9 protein-coding genes are annotated in these 25,183 nt (G+C 60.6%); 6 read left to right on the plus strand and 3 right to left on the minus strand.

Annotation, left to right across the window (positions count from 1 at the left end; all coding sequences use genetic code 11):
* Window positions 1–4: 4 nt before the first annotated feature.
* Together JH25_RS04450 and JH25_RS04445 are read right to left on the minus strand one after the other, a co-directional pair.
* Window positions 5–877: an SDR family oxidoreductase gene (locus JH25_RS04450; RefSeq protein ID WP_032880089.1), complete on the minus strand. Its 873-nt coding sequence runs from the start codon at window positions 875–877 to the stop codon at window positions 5–7.
* A gap of 12 nt (window positions 878–889) precedes the next feature.
* Window positions 890–2,668 (minus strand): acyclic terpene utilization AtuA family protein, encoded by a 1,779-nt coding sequence (locus tag JH25_RS04445; protein WP_032880091.1) that lies wholly within the window; start codon window positions 2,666–2,668, stop codon window positions 890–892.
* 153 nt (window positions 2,669–2,821) lie between these two features.
* Here JH25_RS04445 and JH25_RS04440 point away from each other — a divergent pair, with 153 nt between their 5' ends.
* Together JH25_RS04440 and JH25_RS04435 are read left to right on the plus strand one after the other, a co-directional pair.
* Complete coding sequence (locus tag JH25_RS04440; protein ID WP_005789994.1) at window positions 2,822–3,445, plus strand: TetR/AcrR family transcriptional regulator; 624 nt, start codon at window positions 2,822–2,824, stop codon at window positions 3,443–3,445.
* A gap of 92 nt (window positions 3,446–3,537) precedes the next feature.
* Entirely contained in the window at window positions 3,538–4,326 is a 789-nt protein-coding gene (locus JH25_RS04435) for a substrate-binding periplasmic protein (RefSeq protein ID WP_032880092.1), read from the plus strand.
* A 575-nt stretch (window positions 4,327–4,901) separates the two neighbouring features.
* Here the strand turns inward: JH25_RS04435 and JH25_RS04430 are convergent.
* Window positions 4,902–5,453: an RNA polymerase factor sigma-70 gene (locus tag JH25_RS04430; protein ID WP_005789991.1), complete on the minus strand. Its 552-nt coding sequence runs from the start codon at window positions 5,451–5,453 to the stop codon at window positions 4,902–4,904.
* Window positions 5,454–5,754: 301 nt separating this feature from the next.
* Between JH25_RS04430 and JH25_RS04425 the strand changes: the two genes are divergently transcribed.
* The 4 genes from JH25_RS04425 to JH25_RS0127365 all read left to right on the plus strand — a co-directional run bounded on the left by JH25_RS04425 (window position 5,755) and on the right by JH25_RS0127365 (window position 25,154).
* A complete protein-coding gene (locus JH25_RS04425; protein ID WP_032880094.1) occupies window positions 5,755–6,507 on the plus strand; it encodes a thioesterase II family protein in 753 nt (250 codons plus the stop codon).
* Window positions 6,508–6,558: 51 nt separating this feature from the next.
* Entirely contained in the window at window positions 6,559–19,455 is a 12,897-nt protein-coding gene (locus JH25_RS04420; protein WP_032880096.1) for a non-ribosomal peptide synthetase, read from the plus strand.
* Window positions 19,456–19,621: 166 nt separating this feature from the next.
* Window positions 19,622–22,318 (plus strand): hypothetical protein, encoded by a 2,697-nt coding sequence (locus JH25_RS27675; protein ID WP_050549402.1) that lies wholly within the window; start codon window positions 19,622–19,624, stop codon window positions 22,316–22,318.
* A 247-nt stretch (window positions 22,319–22,565) separates the two neighbouring features.
* Complete coding sequence (locus JH25_RS0127365) at window positions 22,566–25,154, plus strand: hypothetical protein (protein ID WP_050549403.1); 2,589 nt, start codon at window positions 22,566–22,568, stop codon at window positions 25,152–25,154.
* The last annotated feature ends 29 nt before the right edge of the window (window positions 25,155–25,183 follow it).

Below are 25,183 nucleotides of genomic sequence, written 5' to 3' on the forward strand. Positions count from 1 at the left end.
CGTGTTATTGCTCCGTCTTGAGCACATCCGGCAGATAGGCGCGGTGGAACCCATTGAAGGGTTGGCTCGGCGCCTGCGCCTTGTGCAGCGGCCATGCCCGACTGCCCAGGCTGGCGGCACCGTCGATGCGCAGCGTGCTGCCGCTGACAAAGGCCGCGGCCGGGCTGAGTAGAAAAACGATGGCCGCGCTGACTTCCGACTCGGTGCCGATGCGTTTGAGCGGCACATGCTCGCGCAAGGTGGGGATCACGGCCTTGAACGCGCCTTCATAGGTGTCCATGCCGCTGGAGGCAATCCAGCCGGGCGCCACGGCGTTGACGCGCACCCCGGCATAGCCCCATTCAAACGCGGCGGTCTTGGTGAAATTATCCATGCCCGCGCGCGCTGCGCCGGAATGGCCCATGCCGGGCATACCGCCCCACATGTCGGCGAGCATGTTGACGATTGATCCACCGTGCTTGCTCATCGACTGGTTGAACACTTCCCGCGCCACCAGGAAACCACCCACCAGGTTGGTGCGCAGTACGGTTTCAAAGCCCTTTTGGTTGATGGCGGCCAGGGGCGAGGGGTATTGGCCGCCGGCGTTATTGACCAGGCCATGGATGGGGCCATGGTCGTGCAGGATCTGCGTGACCAGCGCCTTCACCGCCTCTTCATCACGAATATCACAGACATGCCAATGGGCGACGCCGTCATCTTCGACAATTTCCGCTGCGACCTTCTGCAGTTTTTCCGGCTTGCGACCCACCAGGATCACGCGAGCGCCCAAGGCCGCCAGCTCATGGGCGGTGCAGCGGCCAATGCCACTGCCGCCTCCGGTGACAATCACGGTTTGCCCCTGGAACAGGTCGGCTTTGAAGATCGAGTCGAAGGCCACGGCGACGGTCCTTTAGGTGAGTTGGTCGGCAATGTGTTGCGGCACGGCGATGGGGATTTCCAGCAGTTGCTGGGCAAAGGCTTTGCCTTGCGGGTCGATGCGCAGGCTGGCGATACCACCGCCGCCCAGGGCATTTTCCAGCAGGAAATTCAGGCTGTGGCTGCCGGGTAGATACCAGCGCTCGACGCGGCCGTGAAGGGGGTCGAGCACGTGGCTCATCCAGTCGACGATCACCTCCCGGGTCAGCGTTTCGGCGATCCATGGCAGGTAGTCGGGGTGGCGGGCGATCACGCCGATATTGCTGTGGTTGCCCTTGTCACCGGAGCGCGCCACGGCGAGTTTCACCAGGGGCACGCTGGCGTCGGCGCGGCCTTGGGGTTTGGGCGGTTCGATGGGGGCAGCGGGCGTGCGTAGGGGGAGCGCGGCGGGCAGTTCGACGGCATGGCGTTGGCCTTGATAATCGATGCTCAGTGCACAGGCCGCCTTGTCGATCAGAAACGAAAACAGCCGAATCAACGGGTAGACCGTAGGCCGCCCGCCGACGATGCCGGTGAGCCCCGGCGCCATGCCGGTGGCCGCTTGCGCGATCTCGCGGGCGAACAGCACCAGGGCCTGTTTGCTCGGGTGCCTCACGGCCAGTTTCATCACCACTTCGCGGCAATCCTCACGCCGGGCATGGGCGCCGTAGGTGGCTTCGCTGCCCAGCAGCTCAATGTTCACGTCGGTGTAGGGCGCCCAACCGCGTTGGCTGAACAGTTGCTCGGTCTTGTTGATGATCGCCTGGCTGACCCGCTCGGCCTTGGCCACCGCGTCGATCCCGGCAAGCAGGCAACTGGCGGTACAGCGGAAACCATCAGGATAGGTGGCGCTGACCTTGTACTGATCGGTGGGTGGCAGCCCCTTGGCGCCGTGCACGCGCACTGAATGCTTGCCTTGCTGCTGCAACTTGACCTGGCTGAAATCGCAGATCACATCCGGCAGCAGATAGGCGCGCGGATCAGCGATTTCATACAGCAGTTGTTCGGCCACGCTGAGTTCACTGATCAGGCCGCCGCTGCCTTCGACTTTGTTGACGGTGAACTGGCCGTCGGCGCTGACTTCGACGATGGGGAAGCCGATGTGCTCGTAGTCCGGTACGTCGCGCCAATCGGTGAAATTGCCGCCGGTGCACTGGGCACCGCATTCGATGATATGCCCGGCCAGGGCGGCCTGGGCCAGATGATCGTAGTTTTGCCATGACCAGTTGAACTCGTGCACCAAGGCCGCGCTGACCACCGCGCTGTCGACCACTCGGCCGGTGATGACGATATCGGCGCCAAGCCCCAGGGCCTGGGCAATCCCCGGCGCGCCAAGGTAGGCATTGGCGGACACGCACAAAGGTGGCAGCGGGGCGCCATTGAACATGTCGGTGACGTTGGGCAGGTGTTTGAGTTGGGGGTGCAGGTCATCGCCGAGCAGCACCGCGATTTTCAGCGCAATGCCGGCCTGGTCGCAGGCCGCTTGCAGGGCGGCGGCGCAGGCCTGGGGATTGATGCCGCCGGCATTGCTGATCACGCGGATGCCCTGGCGTTGGAGATCCGCCAGCAAGGGCGTGAGGACCTCGACAAAGTCCGTGGCGTAACCGGCCTTGGGGTCTTTCATGCGTGCTCCGGCGAGAATCGACATGGTGACTTCCGCCAGGTAGTCGAACACCAGGTAATCCAGGGCGCCGCCTTGCACCAATTGAGCGGCCGCCGTGCAGGTGTCGCCCCAGAAGGCGCTGGCGCAGCCGATACGAACCGTTTTGCTCATGAGAAATCCTTCCTCCAGGGGGTGGTGTCGAGACTACCAAGCAAGCGCTTGGTTTGTAAACTGTGCGCACAAGTTTTACCCAAGCGCTTGCTTGGGTGGCGGCCACGGCCTAAATTGCCGCCCAAGATGTCAGCACAAGTGAAGGAGAGCAGCATGGATGAGCACAAAGCCCTGGGGGTGATGCGCGCCATGGTCGCCGGTGGCCGATTGACCGACCCCGAGAGCGCCCGGGGCAAATTGCTGCAAACCGCGGCTCACCTGTTTCGCAACAAGGGTTTTGAGCGCACTACCGTGCGTGACCTTGCCAGCGCCGTGGGCATACAGTCGGGCAGCATCTTTCATCATTTCAAGAGCAAGGACGAGATTCTGCGGGCGGTGATGGAAGAAACCATCCACTACAACACCGCAATGATGCGCGCCGCGCTGGAAGAGGCGAGCACTGTGCGCGAGCGTGTGCTGGCGCTGATTCGCTGCGAGTTGCAGTCGATCATGGGCGGCAGCGGCGAGGCCATGGCGGTGCTGGTCTACGAATGGCGTTCGCTGTCGGCCGAGGGCCAGGCCCAGGTGCTGGCCTTGCGCGACGTTTATGAAGATATCTGGTTGCAGGTATTGGGTGAGGCCAAGACCGCCGGGTATATCCGCGGTGACGTGTTTATTACTCGGCGCTTCCTGACGGGCGCGTTGTCCTGGACCACTACCTGGTTCCGTACCCAGGGCAGCCTGACCCTTGAAGAATTGGCCGAAGAGGCCCTGCTGATGGTGTTAAAGGCGGATTGAGGTGCACGTTATTAATTTGAGGGCGAACGTTGTCTCCCCCGATAAAAACGCCTAGCTTAGCGCCATCAGAATATTCAACGGTGTGTGCCTCGATGTTTTCGCCATGGCGGCTGGCTGCAGGACTTGCATTATGGGCACTGGGCAGCGCCGCGTGGACGCAGGCGGGCGCTGCGCAATTGGTGAGGATCGGCGCGGCGCACTTTCCGCCTTACACCGTACGTCCTGAACAAGGTGCCGATACCGGTTTGCTGCCGCAATTGATCGAGGCCCTGAACGCTGCGCAAACCGACTACCAGTTTGTCTTGGTACCCACATCTATTCCCCGGCGTTTCCGCGATTTCGAGCAAGGCCGGGTCGACATGGCGATTTTCGAGAATCCGTCCTGGGGCTGGCGGGATATTGCCCATACCAGCGTCGACATGGGCCTGGAAGACGCAGAAATCTTCGTCGCCCAACGTCAGCCCGGTCGCGACGAAAGCTATTTTGCCGACCTTGCCGGCAAGCGCCTGGCAGTCTTCAGCGGCTATCACTATGCCTTTGCGGGTTTCAACCCGGATCCCAGGAACATGGCCCAGCACTTCAACGCCACCTTGACTTATTCCCATGACAGCAACCTGTTGATGGTCGCGCGTGGGCGGGCTGATATTGCCTTGGTGACGCGTTCGTACCTGAGTGATTTTCTGGTGCGCAATGTGGACATGGCCAGGCAATTTCTGGTGTCCGAGCGCATTGACCAGGTGTATCACCATTACGCGTTGCTGCGGCCCAAGGCACCGATCACGGCAGAGGCGTTTTCCGCATTGCTCAAGGGCTTGCGGGACAATGGGCAGATGCTGAAGATTTTCGAGCCGTATCGTATTGATCTGACGCCAGTGCCCTGAGGGGGATTTGAAACCTTTTTGATGGGGCGCGAGGGAGCTGGCTCCCGTGACGGTCGGATAGCTGGCGCATATCTACCTGACACGCCAAGATCCAAATGTGGGAGGGGGCTTGCCCCCGATGGCGGCCTAAGAGCCGACCAGGATGTTGGATCAGACCGAGTACATATCCATTCCTGCGGTAACGGCCACTTAGGGTTCCGCTTTTACAGCGGGTCACTTTTGGAAAAGAGCCCCAAAAGTAACCAAAAAGGCTCTTGCCCCACCACTCGGCACCTCGCGTAGGCTCGGTGTGCCCGTAATCCGCCATGGATTTGGGGGGCCGCCGCCACGCGCCATCCATGGCGCGGGGCGGCTAAACCGGCATCCCTGCCGGTTTACCCCCCAAATCCATGGCGAATTACGGCCAGCGTGGTTTGACGGGGCGCCTGAGATCAAAAGCAGATCAAGATCAAGATCACGAGCGGCTCGCTTCGCATTGTGGTTACGGTTGGTTGCGGCTACACGAGTTGTGTGGATACCCATGCTCATCGGTACCAGCATCACGCCTCTGCTCCCGCAGCATGGGCCCGCCGCGCTCAAACCCTGCGTGCAAACGTATCGCTGTGGCTGCCCGACACCTTGCGGCAATGCACCAGCGCATCGCGAATCATGAAGTTCACCAATGTCGGCGAAACCCCCAACTCCTTGGCGATATCCTTTTGCGGCACGCCATGCAGGCGGTACATCTCGAACGCATAGCGAGTGCGCTGGGGCAATTCCGTCAGGGCGTCGGCGATGTTTTCCAGGGTGTTGAAATTGATGTGCGACGTTTCCGGTGAAGCGCCGTGAATAACCACATTCAAGCCTTCCTCTTCGGTCCCGGAGTATTTGAGCTCCAGGGCCTGCTTGCGGTAATGATCGATCGCCAGGTTACGCACGATCTGGAACAGGTAACTCAGTTGGGCTTTGAACGATGAAGTGATCGTCGGCGCTGACTGCAATCGGAAGTAGGCGTCCTGTACCACGTCTTCGGCACGGGAGCGGCACCCGGTAATGCGTGCGGCGATCTTTACCAATATCAGTCGATTATCGACGAACGCCTGCAGAAGGGGTGAGTCGCACCTGCCTGTGGATACTTGTTCCGTCATGGAAATCACCTTGTCGCAAAAGAGGTTAGGGGAGGGCGTCCTTGCTGAGGCCTCCTACACATCGGGCAACAAATTATGCTGAATGATAATGATTGTCAAATGAGAAGGCGAACTAATCTTATGCCTTTGCGGAAGGTGTGAACTACGTCTCGCTCGCCGCCTGCGACTAATTATTTGCCGGGGCCGTCCGTTCTTCTGGGTGACAGGCTTGTTAACAAACGGCCAAGGATCAGCACCCGCAGGAGGAGCAGATGGGTTTTTATCGTGCATTGGGCATGTGTCAGTTTGGAGTGCTTGCGTGATGAATACGCCCGCCCGGCTGCGTCTGTTTTGCCTGCCCCACTCAGGCGCCAGCGCCTCGGTCTATGCTCGCTGGCGCCGCGTCCTGCCGGATTGGTTGCAGGTATGCCCGCTGGAATTACCCGGGCGCGGCAGGCGCATGGACGAGCCGTTGCAGCGCGATATCAAGGCTCTGGCGGCGCAATTGGCTGAGGAAATCAGCCGTGATCTCGACGGTCCTTATGCCTTGTTCGGTCACAGCCTGGGTGGGCTGTTGGCGTTTGAGTTGGCCCATGCCTTGAGCGCGCGCAATGTGCCTGCGCCCCTGGCGTTATTTGCTTCAGGCACGGCTGGCCCGGCGCGGCGCGATGTCAGCGAATACGCTATCGAGAAGACCGATGCCCAACTCATCGCCCGCCTGCGCGAATTGCAGGGCACTGCCGAAGAAGCCCTGGCCAGCCCCGAGTTGATGCAGTTGATGTTGCCGATCCTGCGCGCCGACTTTCTGCTGTGCGGCAGTTTCATCTACGGCGAGCGCGAGCCGCTTGGCCTGCCAATCCATGTGTTTGGCGGCAAGCAGGACAGCGTACGCGCCGACCAGTTGCTCGACTGGCAACTCGACGCCGCCAGCGGTTTCTCCCTGGATATGTTCGACGGCCATCACTTCTTTCTCGTACAGCACGAAAGCGCCGTATTGCGCTGCCTGCGGCGCTATGCCGACGAGCACTTGGCGCGCTGGCGCATTGGCGCGGCACGGCAACTTGCCGCCGGCTGAACCTCACCGATTTCCCGAATTTCCCGTAAGCCGATTTCAGGCAGGAACCCCATGATGGACGCCTTCGAACTCCCCCGCACCCTGGTCCAGTCCCTTCAACGCCGCGCTGCGCAGACACCGGATCAGGTCGCGTTGCGCTTCCTCGCCGACAGCGCCGAGCACAGTGTGGTACTCAGCTACCGCGACCTGGACCAACGCGCCCGCACCATCGCCGCCGCCTTGCAAGCCAATGCCGGCCTTGGCGAACGGGCGGTGCTGCTGTTCCCCAGCGGCCCGGACTACGTCGCAGCGTTCTTTGGGTGCCTGTATGCCGGGGTGATCGCGGTGCCGGCGTATCCGCCGGAGTCCACGCGCCGCCATCACCAGGAGCGCCTGCTATCGATCATCAGCGATGCCGAGCCGCGCCTGTTGTTGACGATTGCCAGCCTCAGCGAGGACCTGGCGCAGATTGAAAATGCGCCGCCGGTGCTGAGCGTGGACACCCTGGAGGCGCAGCTTGCCGAGCACTGGGTCGAGCCCCAGTTGCAGGCCGACGACATCGCCTTCCTGCAATACACCTCGGGCTCCACCGCCTTGCCCAAGGGCGTGCAAGTCAGCCATGGCAACCTGGTGGCCAACGAAGTGCTGATCCGTCGTGGCTTCGGTATCGACCTCAACCCCGATGATGTGATCGTCAGCTGGTTGCCGCTGTACCACGACATGGGCCTGATCGGTGGTTTGCTGCAACCGATTTTCAGCGGCGTGCCCTGTGTGTTGATGTCGCCGGCCTATTTTCTCGCCCGACCGTTGCGTTGGCTGGAAGCGATCAGCGAATACAGCGGCACCATCAGTGGCGGTCCGGATTTCGCCTACCGCCTGTGCAGCGAGCGGGTCAGCGAGTCGGCCCTCGAACGCCTGGATTTGAGCCGCTGGCGCGTGGCCTATTCCGGCTCCGAGCCGATTCGCCTCGATACCCTGGAGCGCTTCGCGGAAAAATTCGCCGTCTGCGGTTTCACGCCGAACAACTTCTTCGCCTCCTACGGTTTGGCCGAAGCGACCCTGTTTGTTGCCGGCGGCACCCGTGGTTGCGGGATTCCCGCGATGCACATGGACGAGCAAGCGCTGGCCGCCAACCGTGCCGAACCGGGCCAGGGCAGTGCGATCATGAGTTGCGGCACCAGCCAGCCGGACCACGCTGTGCTGATCGCCGACCCGCATACCCTCACCGAGCTTGCCGACAACTGTGTCGGCGAACTCTGGGCCACGGGGCCGAGTATCGCCCACGGTTACTGGCGCAACCCCGAAGCCAGCGCCAAGACCTTCGTTCAGCACGCCGGCCGCACCTGGTTGCGCACCGGTGACCTGGGTTTCATCCGCGACGGCGAGGTGTATATCACCGGTCGCCTCAAAGACCTGCTGATCGTGCGCGGCCACAACCTCTACCCCCAGGACATTGAACAGACCATCGAGCGTGAAGTGGAGGTGGTGCGCAAAGGTCGCGTCGCCGCCTTTGCCGTGAATGACCAGGGCCTGGAGGGCATCGGCATTGCTGCGGAAATCAGCCGCAGCGTGCAGAAAATCCTGCCGCCAGAAGCACTGATCAAAGCGATCCGCCAAGCGGTGGCCGAGTCCTGCCAGCAAGCCCCGAGCGTGGTGGTGCTGCTTAACCCCGGTGCGCTGCCGAAGACGTCCAGCGGTAAGGTACAGCGCGCAGCCTGTGCGATTCGCCACGCCGATGGCAGCCTCGATAGCTATGCGCAATTCCCCGGAGTACAAGAGGCTGCGAGCGGGGCGGCGCTGGCGTCTGATGTGCAACAACAGATCGCGGCGATCTGGTGCGAGCAACTGCAACTGCCCAGCGTGGCCGCCGATGACCATTTCTTCCTGCTGGGTGGCAACTCCATCAGCGCCACCCAAGTGGTCGCCCGCCTGCGTGAAACCCTGGGCCTGGAACTGAACCTGCGCCTGCTGTTCGAAGCACCGACGCTGTCTGCCTTTGCGGCGGGCGTGGCGCAATTGCAACAGGACGGCGGCGTTGCCCAGGGCGTGATTCACGCGTTGTCGCGCCAGGAAGAGCTGCCCCAGTCGCTGGCACAGAACCGCCTGTGGATCACCTGGCAGTTGGACCCGCACAGCAGCGCCTACACCATTCCCGGCGCCTTGCACCTGCGTGGCGAGCTGGATGAAGAGGCGTTGCGCGCAAGCTTCCAGCAACTGATCCAACGCCACGAAGCCCTGCGTACGCGCTTTTACGAGCGCGATGGTCAGGGCTTTCAGCGTGTCGAGGCCGCGACGGATTTTGCGCTGCAAGTCATCGACCTCAGTGACTTGCCCGCTGCCGAGCGCGAAGCGCGTGCGCAGCAGATTCGCGAAGATGAAGCGCGTACCCAGTTCGACCTGGAGAAAGGCCCGCTGCTGTGGGTCACCCTGGTGCGCCTGGACGATGAAGACCACCAACTGCTGGTGACGCTGCACCACATCATTGCCGACGGCTGGTCGCTGAATATCCTGATCGACGAGTTCTCGCGCCTGTACGCCGCTGCCGTCCAAGGGCAGCCCCTTGAGCTGCCGCCGCTGGCCCTGCACTACGCCGACTACGGCAGCTGGCAGCGCCAATGGCTGGCCGAAGGCGAAGGCTCGCGCCAGCTGGCGTACTGGACGGCGCAGTTGGGTGACGAGCATCCGACCTTGAACCTGGCCACCGATCATCCGCGTTCGGCCCAGCATCGGCACAGCGCCTCGCGGCACAGCCTGCGTCTGGATACACGCCTCAGCGCCGCGATTCGCCAAACCGCCCAGGCTCATGAGTCGACCCCGTTCATGCTGTTGCTGGCAGCGTTCCAGACCTTGCTTCATCGCTACAGCGGCCAGCGCGATATTCGCATCGGCGTGCCCAATGCCAACCGCCCGCGCCAGGAAACCCAGGGCCTGATCGGTTTCTTTATCAACACCCTGGTACTGCGTGCCGAGCTGGACGGGCGCCTGCCGTTCGACCAACTGCTGGCCACCACCCGCCACAGTGCGTTGGGGGCCCAGGCCCATCAGGACTTGCCCTTCGAACAATTGCTGGAAGCCTTCCCCCAGGCCCGTGAACAGGGCCTGTTCCAGGTGATGTTCAACCACCAGCAACGTGATCTGAGTGCCTTGCGCCGCTTGCCGGGGCTGTTGGCCGATGAACTGCCATGGCACAGCCGCGAAGCCAAGTTCGACCTGCAACTGCATAGCGAAGAAGACCGCAACGGGCGCTTCAGCCTGTCGTTCGACTACGCCGATGAGCTGTTCGAAAGCGCGACTATCCAGCGCCTGGCCGAGCACTACGTCAGCGTGTTGCAAGCGGTCTGCGAGCAACCGCAACAGGCCATCGGCGACCTGCCGTTGATGCCGCCCGGCCAGCAGCAACCCTGGGGCGAAGCGCCCTGCGAGCCGGCCCGGCAGTGGTTGCCTGAGTTGCTCAGCCAACAGAATTCGGACGCCACTGCGCTGGTCTGGCAGCACGGCAGCCTGACCTTCGCCCAACTGCATACCCAGGCCAACCGCCTGGCTCACTACCTGCGCGACAAAGGCGTCGGCCCGGACGTGTGTGTGGCCATCGCCGCCGAGCGTTCGCCGCAACTGCTGATCGGCCTGCTGGCCATCATCAAGGCCGGTGGCGCCTACGTGCCGCTCGATCCGGATTACCCTGCCGAGCGCCTGGCCTACATGCTCAAGGACAGTGGCGTACACCTGCTGCTGACCCAAACCGCGTTGCTGGAGCAGTTGCCGACTGCCGAAGGCGTGTGCGTGATCGCCATGGACAGCCTGCACCTCGACAGCTGGCCAACCCAGGCACCGGGCTTGCACCTGCATGGCGACAACCTTGCCTACGTGATTTATACCTCCGGTTCCACCGGCCAACCCAAGGGCGTGGGCAACACCCATGGCGCGCTGGCAGAACGTTTGCAGTGGATGCAGGCCACCTATCAATTGAATGAAACCGATGTACTGATGCAAAAGGCGCCGATCAGTTTCGACGTGTCGGTGTGGGAGTGTTTCTGGCCGCTGATCACCGGTTGCCGCCTGGTGCTCGCGGGGCCGGGTGAACACCGCGACCCGCACCGCATCGCGCAGTTGGTGCAGGAACATGGCGTGACCACGCTGCACTTTGTGCCACCGTTGTTACAGCTGTTTATCGATGAACCGCTGGCAGCCGAATGCACCAGCTTGCGCCGTATGTTCTCCGGCGGCGAAGCCTTGCCCGCCGAGTTGCGCAACCGCGTGTTGGCGCAGTTGCCGGCAGTGCAGTTGCACAACCGTTATGGCCCGACCGAAACCGCAATCAACGTAACCCATTGGCATTGCTCCGCCACTGATGGTGAGCGCTCGCCGATTGGTCGGCCGTTGGGCAATGTGATCTGCCGCGTGCTCGACGAGCAGCTTAACCCGCTGCCGGCCGGGGTGCCGGGCGAGTTGTGCATCGGCGGCATCGGCCTGGCGCGTGGTTATCTTGGTCGTGCCGGGCTGACGGCCGAACGCTTTGTTGCGGACCCCTTGGGTGCGGCGGGCGCACGCCTGTATCGCACCGGTGACCGGGCGCGCTGGAGTGCCGATGGCGTGCTTGAATACCTCGGGCGCCTGGACCAGCAGGTCAAACTGCGTGGGTTCCGGGTGGAACCGGAAGAAATCGAAGCACGCCTGCTGGCCCAGGACGGTATCGCCCAAGCCGTGGTGCTGGTGCGCGACGCGCAGTTGATCGGCTATTACACCGCCCACACCGAACTGGATGAGCAACAGGTCAAAACCGCCCTGGCCGCCCAATTGCCGGAATACATGGTGCCCGCGCTGCTGATGCGCCTGGACGCCATGCCGCTGAGCCCCAGCGGCAAGCTCGACCGGCGCGCCTTGCCCGAGCCGGTCTGGCAAACCCGCGAACACGTCGAACCGCACACGCCTTTGCAGCTGCAAATCGCCGCGATCTGGCGCGAGGTCTTGGGCCTGCCGCGCATTGGCCTGCGCGATGACTTCTTCGCCTTGGGCGGGCACTCGTTGCTGGCCACGCAAATCATCTCGCGCACCCGCCAGGCGTGTGACGTCGAGCTGCCGTTGCGCACCCTGTTCGAAGCCAGTGAGTTGGGCGCCTTTGTCGAGCAGGTCGGGCTGATCCAGGCGGCGGGGCAGCGCAACCAACAAAGCGCAATCGCCAAGGTCGACCGCAGCGCGCCGGTGCCGTTGTCCTATTCCCAGCAGCGCATGTGGTTCCTCTGGCAGATGGAACCGGACAGCCCGGCCTACAACGTCGGCGGCATGGCGCGCCTGCGCGGCGTGCTGGATGTGCAACGTTTCGAGGCGGCGTTGCAGGCATTGATCATGCGTCACGAAACCCTGCGTACCACCTTCCCGAGCGTTGACGGCGTGGCGTGCCAGAACGTCGCACCGCAGACCGGCGTGCGCATGGACTGGCAGGACTTCTCAGCGCTGAGCGAAACCGAGCGCCAACAGCGTTTGCAGCAACTGGCGGATCAAGAAGCGCACACGCCGTTCAACCTGGAAACCGGGCCGCTGCTGCGGGCCTGCCTGGTCAAGGCCGGCGAGCAGGAACACTACCTGGTGCTGACCCTGCACCATATCGTCACCGAAGGCTGGGCCATGGACATCTTTGCCCGTGAACTCAGCGCCTTGTACGAAGCTTTTATCGACGAACGCGATTCGCCGCTGGTGCCGCTGCCGGTGCAGTACCTCGACTACAGCGTGTGGCAGCGCCAGTGGCTGGAGTCCGGCGAGCGCCAACGCCAGCTGGATTACTGGACCGCGCAACTGGGCACTGAACATCCTCTGCTGGAACTGCCCGGTGATCGCCCACGGCCTGCGGTACAAAGCCACCAGGGCGAGCTGTACCGCTTTGACCTGAGCGATGAGTTGGCGGCCCGCGTGCGCGCCTTCAATGCCGAGCGCGGCCTCACGCTGTTCATGACCATGACCGCCACCCTGGCCGTGTTGCTCTACCGCTACAGCGGCCAGACCGACCTGCGCATCGGCGCGCCGGTCGCCAACCGCATTCGTCCGGAAAGCGAAGGGCTGATCGGCGCGTTCCTCAACACCCAGGTGCTGCGTTGCCAGCTCGATGGGCAGATGAGTGTCGCCCAGCTGTTCGAGCAAGTCCGTCATACGGTGATCGAGGGCCAGTCTCACCAGGACCTGCCGTTCGATCATCTGGTGGAAGCCCTGCAACCGGCGCGAAGTGCCGCGTATAACCCACTGTTCCAGGTGATGTGCAACGTGCAGCGCTGGGAGTTCCAGCAGAGCCGCCAACTGGCGGGCATGACCGTCGAGTACCTGGCCAACGATGCGCGGGCGACCAAGTTCGACCTTAACCTGGAAGTCACCGACCTCGACCATCGCCTGGGTTGCTGCCTGACCTACAGCACCGACCTGTTTGATGAACCGCGCATTGCGCGCATGGCCGAACATTGGCGCAACCTGTTGCACGCCTTGATCGCCAACCCGCAGCAGCGTCTCAGCGAATTGCCGTTGCTGAGCGCAGATGAACAGCGCGCATTGAAGGACAGCCTCGGGGTTGAGAAGGGCGAGCATCGCCTCGACCAATGCATCCATCAGCTGTTCAGCCATCAAGCCAGCCAGCGTGCCGATGCCCCAGCGCTGACCTTTGCCGGTGTGACGCTCACTTATGCTGAGCTGGACGCCCGCGCCAACCGCCTGGCCTGGATGCTGCGCGAGCGCGGGGTGGGCCCGCAGGTACGGGTCGGCCTGGCACTGCCGCGCTCGCTGGAAATGGTCATCGGCCTGCTGGCGATCCTCAAGGCCGGTGGCGCCTATGTGCCGCTGGACCCGGAATACCCGTTGGACCGCCTGCATTACATGATCGAGGACAGCGACATCGGCCTGCTGCTCAGCGATGCGGCGATGTTCGAAGCCCTCGGCGAATTACCGACGACCGTGGCGTGCTGGTGCCTGGAAGACGACCTGCCGGTGCTGGAGAATTACCCTGCCGATGCGCTGCCGTTTGTGAGCCTGGCGCAACACCAGGCGTACCTGATCTATACCTCCGGCTCCACTGGCAAGCCCAAGGGCGTGGTGGTGTCCCACGGTGAAATCGCCATGCATTGTCAGGCGGTGATCGAACGGTTCGGTATGCGTCCGGATGACTGCGAGCTGCACTTTTATTCGATCAACTTCGACGCCGCCACCGAGCGTTTGCTGGTGCCGCTGCTCAGCGGTGCCCACGTGGTATTGCGCGCCCAGGGCCAGTGGGATGCCGAAGAAATCTGCGCGCTGATTCGTACCCATCGCATCAATGTCCTTGGCTTTACCCCCAGCTATGGCAGCCAGTTGGCGCAGTGGCTGGCGACCCGGCAGCAGACCTTGCCGGTGCGCATGTGCATCACCGGTGGCGAAGCCTTGACCGGCGAGCACCTGCAACGTATTCGTGCGGCATTCACGCCTGAGGTGTTCTTCAACGCCTATGGCCCCACCGAAACCGTGGTGATGCCGCTGGCCAGCCTGGCGCCGCAGCAGTTGGAGGAGGGCGCCGGCAGCGTGCCGATTGGCAGCATCATCGGTGAGCGCGTGGCCTACATTCTCGACGCCGACCTGGCGCTGGTGCCCCAAGGCGCCAGTGGTGAGTTGTATATCGGCGGTGCCGGCCTGGCCCAGGGCTACCACCGCCGGCCAGGGATGACGGCGGAGCGGTTTGTCGCCGATCCGTTTGCCGCCAAGGGCGGGCGCCTGTACCGCACCGGCGACCTGGTGCGCCAACGCGCCGATGGCCTGGTGGAATACCTGGGGCGTATCGACCACCAGGTGAAGATTCGCGGTTTCCGTATCGAGTTGGGCGAGATTGAAACGCGCTTGCTCGAACATGCCGCCGTGCGCGAAGCGGTAGTGCTGGCCCTGGATGCACCGAGCGGCAAGCAACTGGTGGCGTACCTGGTCAGCGATGCCGAGCCTGTCGCCTTGCGCGAGGCGCTGAAGGCGCACCTCAAGGCGCAACTGCCGGACTACATGGTGCCTGCGCATTTGATCGTGCTGGACAGTATGCCGCTGACCGCCAACGGCAAGCTCGACCGCCGCGCCTTGCCTGAGCCGGACCCTGAGGCCAATCGCCAAGCCTACGTGGCGCCCCGCAGTGAGCTGGAACACAGCCTGGCCGCCATCTGGTGCGCGGTGTTGAATGTGCAGCAAGTCGGCCTCGACGATAACTTCTTTGAGCTGGGCGGTGACTCGATCCTGTCGATCCAGGTGGTCAGCCGGGCGCGCCAGGCCGGGATCCATTTCAGCCCCCGTGACCTGTTCCAGCACCAGACCGTGCAAACCCTGGCCGCTGTCGCCACCCGTTCGCAGCAGGTCACCGCCGAGCAAGGTGTATTGACCGGCAGCTCTGGGCTTACGCCGATCCAGCATTGGTTCTTCGACACCGATATTACGGCGCGCCAGCACTGGAACCAGGCGCTGGTGCTCAAGCCATTGCAACTGCTCGACCCCCATCGCCTGGAGCAAGCGTTGCTGGCGGTGCTGGAACATCACGACGCGCTGCGCCTGAGCTTCACCCGGCGCGACGCGCAGTGGCATGCCGAACACCTGGCCGTGCCGGAAGGCGGCGTGCTGATGCAGGCGCAGGTGCGCGACATGGAGCAATGCACCGCGCTGTTCACCGATACCCAGCGCAGCCTCGACCTTGAGCACGGGCCGCTGTTGCGTGCGTTGCTGGTGGACGGGCCGCAGGGCCAGCAGCGCTTGCTGATCGCGATCCATCACCTGGTGGTCGATGGCGTGTCGTGGCGTGTATTGCTGGAGGATCTGCAAAACGTTTATCGCCAACTCAGTGACTGCCAGTCTGTCAGCCTGCCGGCCAAGACCAGCGCGTTGCGCGATTGGGCCGCGCGTTTGCAGGCGTACGCCGGCAGCGAATCCCTGCGCGAAGAGTTAAGCCTGTGGCAGGACCAGTTGGCCGGCCCGGCCGTGACACTGCCGGTGGCACGCGCGCAAGGCAGCTTGCGCAATCGTGACGCCGAGACGGTCAGCGTGCGCCTGGACGCAGAGACCACGCGCCAACTGTTGCAGCAAGCGCCGAGCGCCTACCGCACCCAGGTCAACGACTTGTTGTTGACGGCCCTGGCCCGCGTGCTGTGCCGCTGGAGCGGCCACGACTCGGCGTTGATTCAGCTGGAAGGCCACGGCCGCGAACCGTTGTTCGATGAGATCGACCTGACGCGCAGCGTCGGTTGGTTCACCAGCGCCTACCCGTTGCGCCTGACCCCGCTGGCCGAGCAGGGCGCCTCGATCAAGGCGATCAAGGAGCAACTGCGCGGCGTGCCGCACAAGGGCTTGGGCTACGGCGTGCTGCGCTACCTGGCGGACGACCTGTGCAAACGCAGCATGGCGGCATTGCCAGGCGCCGACATCACCTTCAACTACCTCGGTCAGTTCGACCAGAGCTTTGGCGCCGAGGCGCTGTTCCACCCGCTGGATGAGTCCGCCGGCCTGGCCCATGATCCGGACGCACCGCTGCCCAATGAGCTGAGTGTCGACAGCCAGGTCTACGGCGGTGAGCTGGTGCTGCGCTGGACCTTCAGCCGTGAGCGCCACGATGCGCACACCATCCGCAATCTGGCCGACGCCTACCTGGCCGAACTGCGCAGCCTGATCGCCCATTGCCTGCAGGACGATGCCGGTGGCCTCACACCGTCCGATTTCCCCTTGGCGCACCTGACCCAGGCGCAACTGGATGCCTTGCCGGTTCCGGCCAGCGCCATCGAAGACGTCTATCCGCTGACCCCGATGCAAGAGGGCCTGTTGCTGCATACCTTGCTGGAACCGGGCACTGGCCTGTATTACATGCAGGACCGTTACCGCATCAACAGTGCCCTGGACCCCGAGCGTTTCGCCCAGGCCTGGCAAACGGTGATCGCCCGCCATGAAGCCTTGCGCGCCTCGTTCTGCTGGAACGTCGGCGAAGACATGCTGCAAGTGATCCACAAGCCCGGCAGCACGCCGATTGAATACCTGGACTGGAGCGCCGAGCCGCAGGATGAGCAGGAACCGCGCCTGCAAGCGTTGCTCAAGGCCGAGCGTGAAGCAGGATTCGATCTGCTCAACCAGGCCCCGTTCCACTTGCGCCTGATCCGCGTGGGGGAGGCACGTTACTGGTTCATGATGAGCAACCACCACATCCTCATCGATGCATGGTGCCGTTCGCTGTTGATGAATGACTTCTTCGATATCTACATGGCCCTGGGCGAGGGTCGCGACGCGCAACTGGCGACGCCGCCGCGCTACCGCGACTACATCGCCTGGCTGCAACGCCAGAACCTCAATGAAGCGCGCCAGTGGTGGCAACAAAACCTGCAAGGCTTCGAACGCACCACGCCGATCCCGAGCGATCGCCCGTTCCTGCGCGAACATGCCGGCGGCAGCGGCGGCATGGTGGTGGGCGACTGCTACACCCGCCTCGATGCCCGTGACGGTGCGCAACTGCGTGAACTGGCGCAGGCGCACCAACTCACCGTCAACACCTTTGCCCAGGCGGCATGGGCATTGGTGCTGCGTCGCTTGAGTGGCGATCGCGATGTGTTGTTCGGTGTCACGGTGGCCGGGCGCCCGGTAGAGATGCCTGAGATGCAACGTACCGTCGGCCTGTTTATCAACAGCATCGCACTGCGGGTGAAACTGCCCGAGGACGGCCAGCCTTGCAGCGTGCGCCAGTGGTTGAGCGGTTTGCTCGACAGCAATATGCAGCTGCGCGAGTACGAATACCTGCCGCTGGTGACCATCCAGGAGCACAGCGAATTGCCCAAGGGCCAGCCGTTGTTCGACAGCCTGTTTGTGTTCGAAAACGCCCCGGTGGAAGTCTCGGTGCTGGACCGTGCGCAAAGCCTGAATGCCACGTCCGATTCCGGGCGCACCCACACCAACTTCCCGCTGACTGCCGTGTGTTATCCAGGGGATGACCTTGGTTTGCACCTGTCCTACGACCAGCGCTACTTCGACGAAAGCACCGTGCAAGGCATGCTCAGTGAGTTCAAGCGCCTGCTGCTGGCGCTGGTGCAAGGCTTCCATGGCGACATGGCTGATTTGCCGCTGATTGGCGAGCAGGAACGTGAATTCCTGGTGGAAGGCTGTAACCAGAGCGCACATGCCTACCCGCTGGAGCGCAGCTACATCGAGTTGTTCGAGCAACAGGTGGCGCAGCATCCGCAGCGTATCGCCGCCAGTTGCCTCGACCAGCAATGGAGCTATGACGAGCTGAACCGCCGCAGCAATGGCCTGGGACACGCGCTGATTGCGGCGGGTGTGGGCCTGGACCAACCGGTGGCGTTGCTGGCTGAACGTGGGTTGGACCTGCTGGGCATGATCATCGGCAGTTTCAAGGCCGGTGCCGGCTACCTGCCGCTGGATCCGGGGCTGCCGGGTCCGCGCCTTAGCCGCATCATCGACCTGAGCCGCACGCCCTTGCTGGTGTGCACCGAGGCGTGCCGGGAACAGGCCATCGAACTGCTCGAAGGGGTCGATTGCCAACTGCTGGTGTGGGAGGAAATCCCTGCCCGTGGCGAAAACCCAGGCTTCTATAGCGCCCCGGACAACCTCGCCTACGTGATCTATACCTCGGGCTCCACCGGCTTGCCCAAGGGCGTGATGGTTGAACAGCGCGGGATGCTCAACAACCAGTTGAGCAAGGTGCCGTATCTGGGTCTGAGCGACGCGGATGTGATCGCCCAGACCGCTTCGCAAAGCTTTGATATTTCCGTCTGGCAGTTCCTCGCCGCGCCGCTGTTTGGTGCGCGGGTAGATATTGTGCCGAACACCATTGCTCATGATCCGCAGGGGTTGCTGGCGCACGTTCAAGCACAGGGCATCACTGTGCTGGAGAGTGTGCCGTCGCTGATCCAGGGCATGTTGGCCCAGGAGCGTATCGGCCTGGATGGTTTGCGCTGGATGTTGCCGACGGGTGAGGCAATGCCTCCGGAACTGGCGCACCAGTGGTTACTGCGCTATCCGCAGATTGGTCTGGTTAACGCTTATGGCCCGGCGGAGTGCTCGGATGATGTGGCGTTCTTCCGCGTCGACCTGGCCTCGACCCGTGGCACTTACCTGCCGATTGGTACGCCGACCGACAACAACCGTTTGTACCTGCTCGATGGCGCCTTGGAGTTGGTGCCACAAGGAGCTGTCGGCGAATTGTGCGTCGCCGGCACCGGTGTCGGTCGCGGCTACGTCAGCGATCCGCTGCGCACCGCCCAGGTGTTTGTACCCAACCCCTTTGGCGCGCCCGGCGAGCGCCTCTACCGTACCGGCGACCTGGCGCGGCGTCGCAGCGATGGTGTGCTGGAGTATGTCGGTCGTATTGACCACCAGGTGAAGATTCGCGGCTACCGCATCGAACTGGGTGAAATCGAAGCGCGCCTGCACGAGCAACCGCAGGTGCGCGACGCGGCGGTGGGTGTGCAAGAGGGCGTCAATGGCAAACATCTGGTTGGCTATCTGGTGGCTGCCGACGCCACGCTGGACCCGAGCGAACACTTGGAGCGCATCAAGCAACGCCTGCGTGCCGAACTGCCCGAATACATGGTGCCGCTGCATTGGCTATGGCTTGATCGCCTGCCCCTGAATGCCAACGGCAAACTCGACCGCAAGGCCCTGCCGGCTTTGGAGATCGGCCAGTTGCACAGCCATGACTATGTGGCGCCGCGCACTGAACTGGAAGCCACGTTGACGGCTATCTGGGCCGAAGTGCTGAAAGTCGAGCGGGTAGGGGTGCAGGACAATTTCTTCGAACTGGGTGGGCACTCGCTGCTGGCTACGCAGATCGCTTCGCGGGTGCAGAAAACGTTGCAGCGCGATGTGCCGCTGCGGGCGATGTTCGAGTGCAGCACGGTGGCGGAGTTGGCCGCGTATATCCACGGGTTGGCCGCCAATGAAATCAGTGCCGAGAAGGTGGATCGGTTGAGTGATTTGATGGCGGAGTTGGAGGGGCTCTAAGGCGCAAAGGGCGCTGTCCGTTGGTCGGGCAGCGCCGTTTTTTTAGCGCGAACTGTCAATTCTGACAGTAGGCGGGGGCGAAAAAATAGGACTCACTTAAGGGAGTGCCTTGGCCGGACTGGGCTGGTCGAGGATACCTACCTCTCTTGAACACGGAGTTCTGAAAGTGGCCAAGCAAACATCCATTCCTGAAACCCCCTCAAATACCGACAATGCGTCAACGCCTTCAATTACGCCACAGCCGCAGGCGCTAGAAGCCGACGCGCCCATCATCTCCAGTGAGCTGTACGGGACGATTACGGCAGAAGCGATGGAGAAGGACTCATACCTGACTGTCGACTCGCGCATGGACAGGTTGGACATTACCGTAAAGTTCAGCATAAAGGAGGCGCCAGAGATCCGCTTGAATGATGTTGTTGACTCAAGCGGGCAGCCGGGTGCCAGGGAAATCCTGATTCCGCAGAAATACCTGACCATGTCCATGGGGTACACGCTGATCGTATGGTACGAGGGCACAGTGAGCGGTAAACCAGCCGTTTCACTGACCAAGGAAGTGGGGGTGACTTTTTACTCTGCAGAACAAAGTAAAGCGCTAGCGCCTCGATTAAGAGATGAAAAGATATTCCAAAATACGCCAACCTATGACATGCACGATCACAAAGGCGATGAGATAGTTGAAATACCTATTCCTCCACTTGCCCAGGTTGGAGATAAAATTTATTGCAGTGTCGTTATTGAGCAATTCAGTGGAAAACCCGTTTTCTATATCGTGGCTTACGGGTATGCATTAACGCTCGAAGATATAGCATCAGGCGAAAAACTTGAATTTCCGATTCCTCGTGGTTGGCTGGCACGTCAAAAGCCACGTTACGAATCAATTACTTGTCAGGCTGCCTGGATCACCAGTGGCGAGGAGCCCCAACCGCCGGCTGAAGTTGAAAACCCTGATGAAGAGACCCGTCTTCCCAGGAACGCTCTTCAAATCCAACATCGTCGTACCGCTGCTTTCATTGGGGATCAAGGCCTGGAGAATTTGCTGCCTCCCCATTTGCGGCAGTCTGCGTTTTTCGATGATAAGTGGTGCCTCAATCCGGAGCTCACTAAAAATGGGGGAGATATAGATGCGCCGGAGCTGGACACTTATGCCGGTGATCAGATCTGCTTCTACGTAAGCGGTCCCGGCTACGGATCGAAGTTACTGGGTTGTGTGGATATTGAAAGCGATGGGGACCCGGCGTCCGTCAAGTTACCGCGCTGTGTGATTGCTTGTTTCTTTAATAAGCCGATGACGCTGAGCTATACCGTTCAATTTCCTAATCTGATGGGTCCAGAGCCTCAGTCGCCGGAGCGGGTGGTCGATGTGCTGAAGCCTAGACTTTCCAAGTCGGAAATTGCAGAGGCCACTCACGGCAAGGTTAACCTCAATATTTTCGATGAGGACGCATCGGCGTTTGTTCATATTGGCGACTATGCCACATGCTCAACGTTCTGCTGGATGTGGATCACCGGTGAACATGAGGACGGAAGTAGCTACCAATCGGAAATTTTGACGAAGGCGCCTGTTACTGAGGACTGGAAGAATAAAGGTGTTGAGACGTTTATCTCGAGAGACAAGCTGCAACAACTGGCTGATTGCAGTGATTTTGAACTGCATTTTGCCGTGAGTTTCTGCGAGGCCTCTGACCGATCAGAAGCTATCGAGGCTCCGGCGGCGACTTTCCATATCGTCCAGGAAGACCTGGTGCTGCCCACGCCCGAAGTCGACAAGGCTGAGGGTGATGAATTGGAACCCTGGAATGCGCGAGATGGCGTAGACGTGGTGGTGAGTTATCTACGTATGAGCGACAGGCAAACCATCGAGCTTTGCTGGAAGGATGATGAAGACAATTGTTGGCCGTTGGATCCTCAAACCGGTGACAGAACAGGCTCTGTCACCTTCCGTTTGCCAGCGCCAGCGGTGATTGCTTCCATCGGTAGCTCCGTGGAAATCAAATACACAGTGACCACCCGCTGTGGGATTAAAACGTCCGAAAGTCTGCTGTTGAAAGTCCTCGTGCCCCACCGTTTACCGACTCCTGTGGTACGGCAAGCGACACCGGTCGCTACTCAGGATGGTGTTCTGAACCTAAGTGCGTTTGCCGGCAACGCTGATATCGACGTAGAGAAGTGGTGGTTTATCCTGCTGCAGCAGAAAGGCAGGATGCGGGCGGAAGGCACTCGACAAAACGGTGGTCTCTACGCCTTTGATGTGTATCTGAAAAAGCCAGTGACAGATACCAGCGCAGGATTATCAGATATCGTGAAGCGATCTGACTTGGCGGTTTTGAAGAATAACTCTGCGCTGACGTTTACATTTTTTGCCAGGCCCAACCCGCGTTCTGACCAAGGTTACGAGGTCATGTTCCCATCGTTAAGGTTGATTTTCCGTTCTGAGTACCGGGATTTCACATCGTTTACAGGCGGCAGTCGGAATGGTTGGCTCGATGGGGCGGCCTCTCAGGGGGAAAACAGATACGCCTCGTTTTTTGGAAAGTCTTGCATCGCCAACGGTACTGCCAGTTCAGGCACCGCTGGCGTCATTCTATACAAAAATGTGACTGGGCTTGAGGTGGGGCGTAGTTATCGCTTCAGTATGCTTGGCTGTACTTATAACGGGGCTGCCCCGTTCCCACAGTTGTCGCTACGTACGGATGCAGGTGCCGTTACTGCGGCAACGCTGTTCACAGCCATGGCGTGGAAAAGAATAGAGGGGGTCTTCGTCGCTTCCAGCTCGTCGATGCAGATGCAAGTTGTGTCTCACCTCGCTTCGGGAGCTAGCGGTAATGATTTCGCGATGACGGACCTTTTGATCGAGGACGCATGACCTTGATAACAGCCGATTGAAAACGCTCCCGCCATTGGCGGGAGCGTTTTTGCACCTACTGTGGAGTTGCAGGGATCTTCAGGCGTAGTGGGTACTGTCCGATGGTCGGAGAATACGTTCTCCAGCTGATAACTGTGAATTCTGACAGTAGGAAAAGAGGCGTTTTTTCGATGTGATAGGACGGTGTCGATCAGGACTTACACCTGTACCTCGGCATTTCCTGCCAATTGAAAAAGGACCTCTCCTCATGCCCAAATTATTGCTGGATCTGCCCGAGCCAACGCTGGTTGAGGCTGACGAAAATGGCCGTGTCGATTCACTCACTCTGCTAGACGGAGGCAATGTCAGCGTCTGCTACGACGACATGCAGGCAACTGACAGCATCACTCTGAATTGGCCACTGGCGGGCAGCGCTTATCCGCCGATACCACCCCAGAATGGCAACGACGCTGGTTGTATCAACATTTATATACCTGCCGAATACATAGCACTATGGTTGGACAATTACGTGTTGTTCACTTACACCGTTACCCGAAACGGGGATGATCAAACGTCCTTACAAGGTCAAGTATGGATCAGCCTGCCCTCGAACCTGCCTCAGGTGCAAATTCTCAAAGCAACCGATGGCAAACTGGATCTTTCTTTGTTGTGCTGTAAAGATCCGATTCTTTACATCCCATCCTGGGCATTTGCCGACACAATCCAGACGATCGACTGCTATATAGGCGGCATCTATCCCGATGGGTCCAAGGCCAGACTCTACCCATTCGAGGATGAACCGGTTACCGACGAAGACATACGCCTGGGCTGGCGTCGAGCAATCCCTCGGGAGTTGTTCCAACAACTTAAACATGACAGCGAACTGTTTGTTTTGGCCTCCGTGCGCTTCAGCCGGGCCACTCCCTATAGATCGTTCCCCTCGCTAGTGTTGACATTGCTCACCGAGCCTCACCTGGAACTGTCGCCACCTGACCTCAAGGAAGCTGCACACACCGAGTTCGACGGCTGGGTGGTCAACCCCATAAACACGGTTAACGGTGCGCATATCACTGTGGGGTATGAGGGCATATGCAGCGGTGATACGGTATGCCCGAAGTCTTCCGGGACGCCGGGGCCAGGAACGCCGGTGCTGGAGTGTCGCCAACCGGTTGAAGGTGAAACCAGCCTGGTGTTTGCAGTATCGCCTTTAGCGATTCGTGCCAACTTTGAGCAAACCATTACCTTGACTTACGGCGTCACGCGTTGCGACGGCAGCCAATGGTCTTCACCCGAACGCAGGGTGAAAGTGCTGGGCATCACGGGCTTGCCAAAATCGAATATTGAACAGTCCACAGGCAACCGTCTGGACCTCAATACCTTTCGTGGCGACGCAACGGGCGTGGTGCCCATTTGGAGTTATGCCATTGAGCTGGACTGCTGCTGGATGTGGGTAACCGGTACGCTTGAGGATGGCAGCGACTATTGTTTTTATGTGTTGGAGGCCGAGCCGCTTAAAGCCGCCTGGTTACACGATGGGGTCGATACACCGATCTCCAGGGCCAAGCTGCAAAAGCTGGCGGATTGCAAAGCGTTTGAGCTGCATTTTGCCGCGAACTTCGATGGCCAGTGTACGTGGGAGACTGCCGTCGAGTTCCCGGTTCGGACTTTCAGCATCGAGCAGGAAGCTTTGACACTGCCCCCTCCCAGGGTATGTGAAGCAGTGGATGATCAACTGACCATCTGGAATGGCCGGGACGGTGTAACGGTGCGGGTGGAGTATGAGCGGATCAGCCCTCATCAGACGATTCAGGTAAAGTGGATCAAGGCGGACGGTACGAGCCTGCCGTTGGAATCAAAACCGGGCAACAGTGATCCGGGCTATGTTGATTTTGCGATCCCGAGTGAAGCGGTGATTCAGGGCGCAGGTAAAACCATCCTGATCAACTACATAGTGACCAGTACTTGTAAGTTGGCGCCGTCGAAGACGCTTGGGCTGAAGATCAGTGTGCCGACCCGGTTGCCGACACCCGTTGTGCCAGAGGCTACGCCACCTGCTACTCAAGGCGGGATTTTAGATCTGCAGACTTTTACCGGTGATGCGCATATCACCGTGTATGACGCAAACTTCGACAAAGCGTGGTGGTTTGCTTTTGAAGGGCAAAATGCTTGGCTACGTGTTGTCGGGACTCTCGAATCCGGTGCCCCCCATACAATCAACGTGCGTATGGACCCACGCGTAATTTCAGAGGAAGTCGATAACGGGTTATCGGCAGTACTGCTGCGATCTGAATTGGAAAAATTGAAAGATCACAGCCCGTTGACTGTTTTTTGCGAGGTCACGACTGACGGGAGTTCAAGTGCGACGGGCGCAGTGCGGTTCCCATCATTGGAATTGACAGTCATTGTGCCCCCCAAAATTCGCTATGAAAACTTTACTGGTCAGCCGACCCGACTGATTTCTGCAGGCGCAAGTATTAGCATCCCGACGATGAACATACGTTTTCTATCTGGGCCAGGAAAAATGGGTATCTCAACGTATCCATCGACACCAGGGATGCTAGAGGGGCAGGCACTTGTTTTTGCTGATGGATTAGGCCAGGCACCGAGTCATCAAAGAGTGCGCCTTGATTTAACCTTTACATGTAAGCGTGTGAAGTGTGCATATACCTGGAATCACTATCCTACGACAGTTAGTTTTTACAGTCCGTCTGGCGGATATTTAGGTGCAGTAAATTTAAATGGGAGTCCTTTGAATAGTTGGATCGATTTTTCTGCACCGATAGGTTCGGTAATAGGCTACATAGAGATATCGTCTGGCGATTGGATGTACTTTGATTTCTTTACCTTCTGGTTGTAGCTTCAGTCAGCTTGACTAAACGCCCACCT

The organism is Pseudomonas sp. BRG-100 (genome assembly GCF_000737955.1).
GTDB classification, from domain to species: domain Bacteria; phylum Pseudomonadota; class Gammaproteobacteria; order Pseudomonadales; family Pseudomonadaceae; genus Aquipseudomonas; species Aquipseudomonas synxantha_A.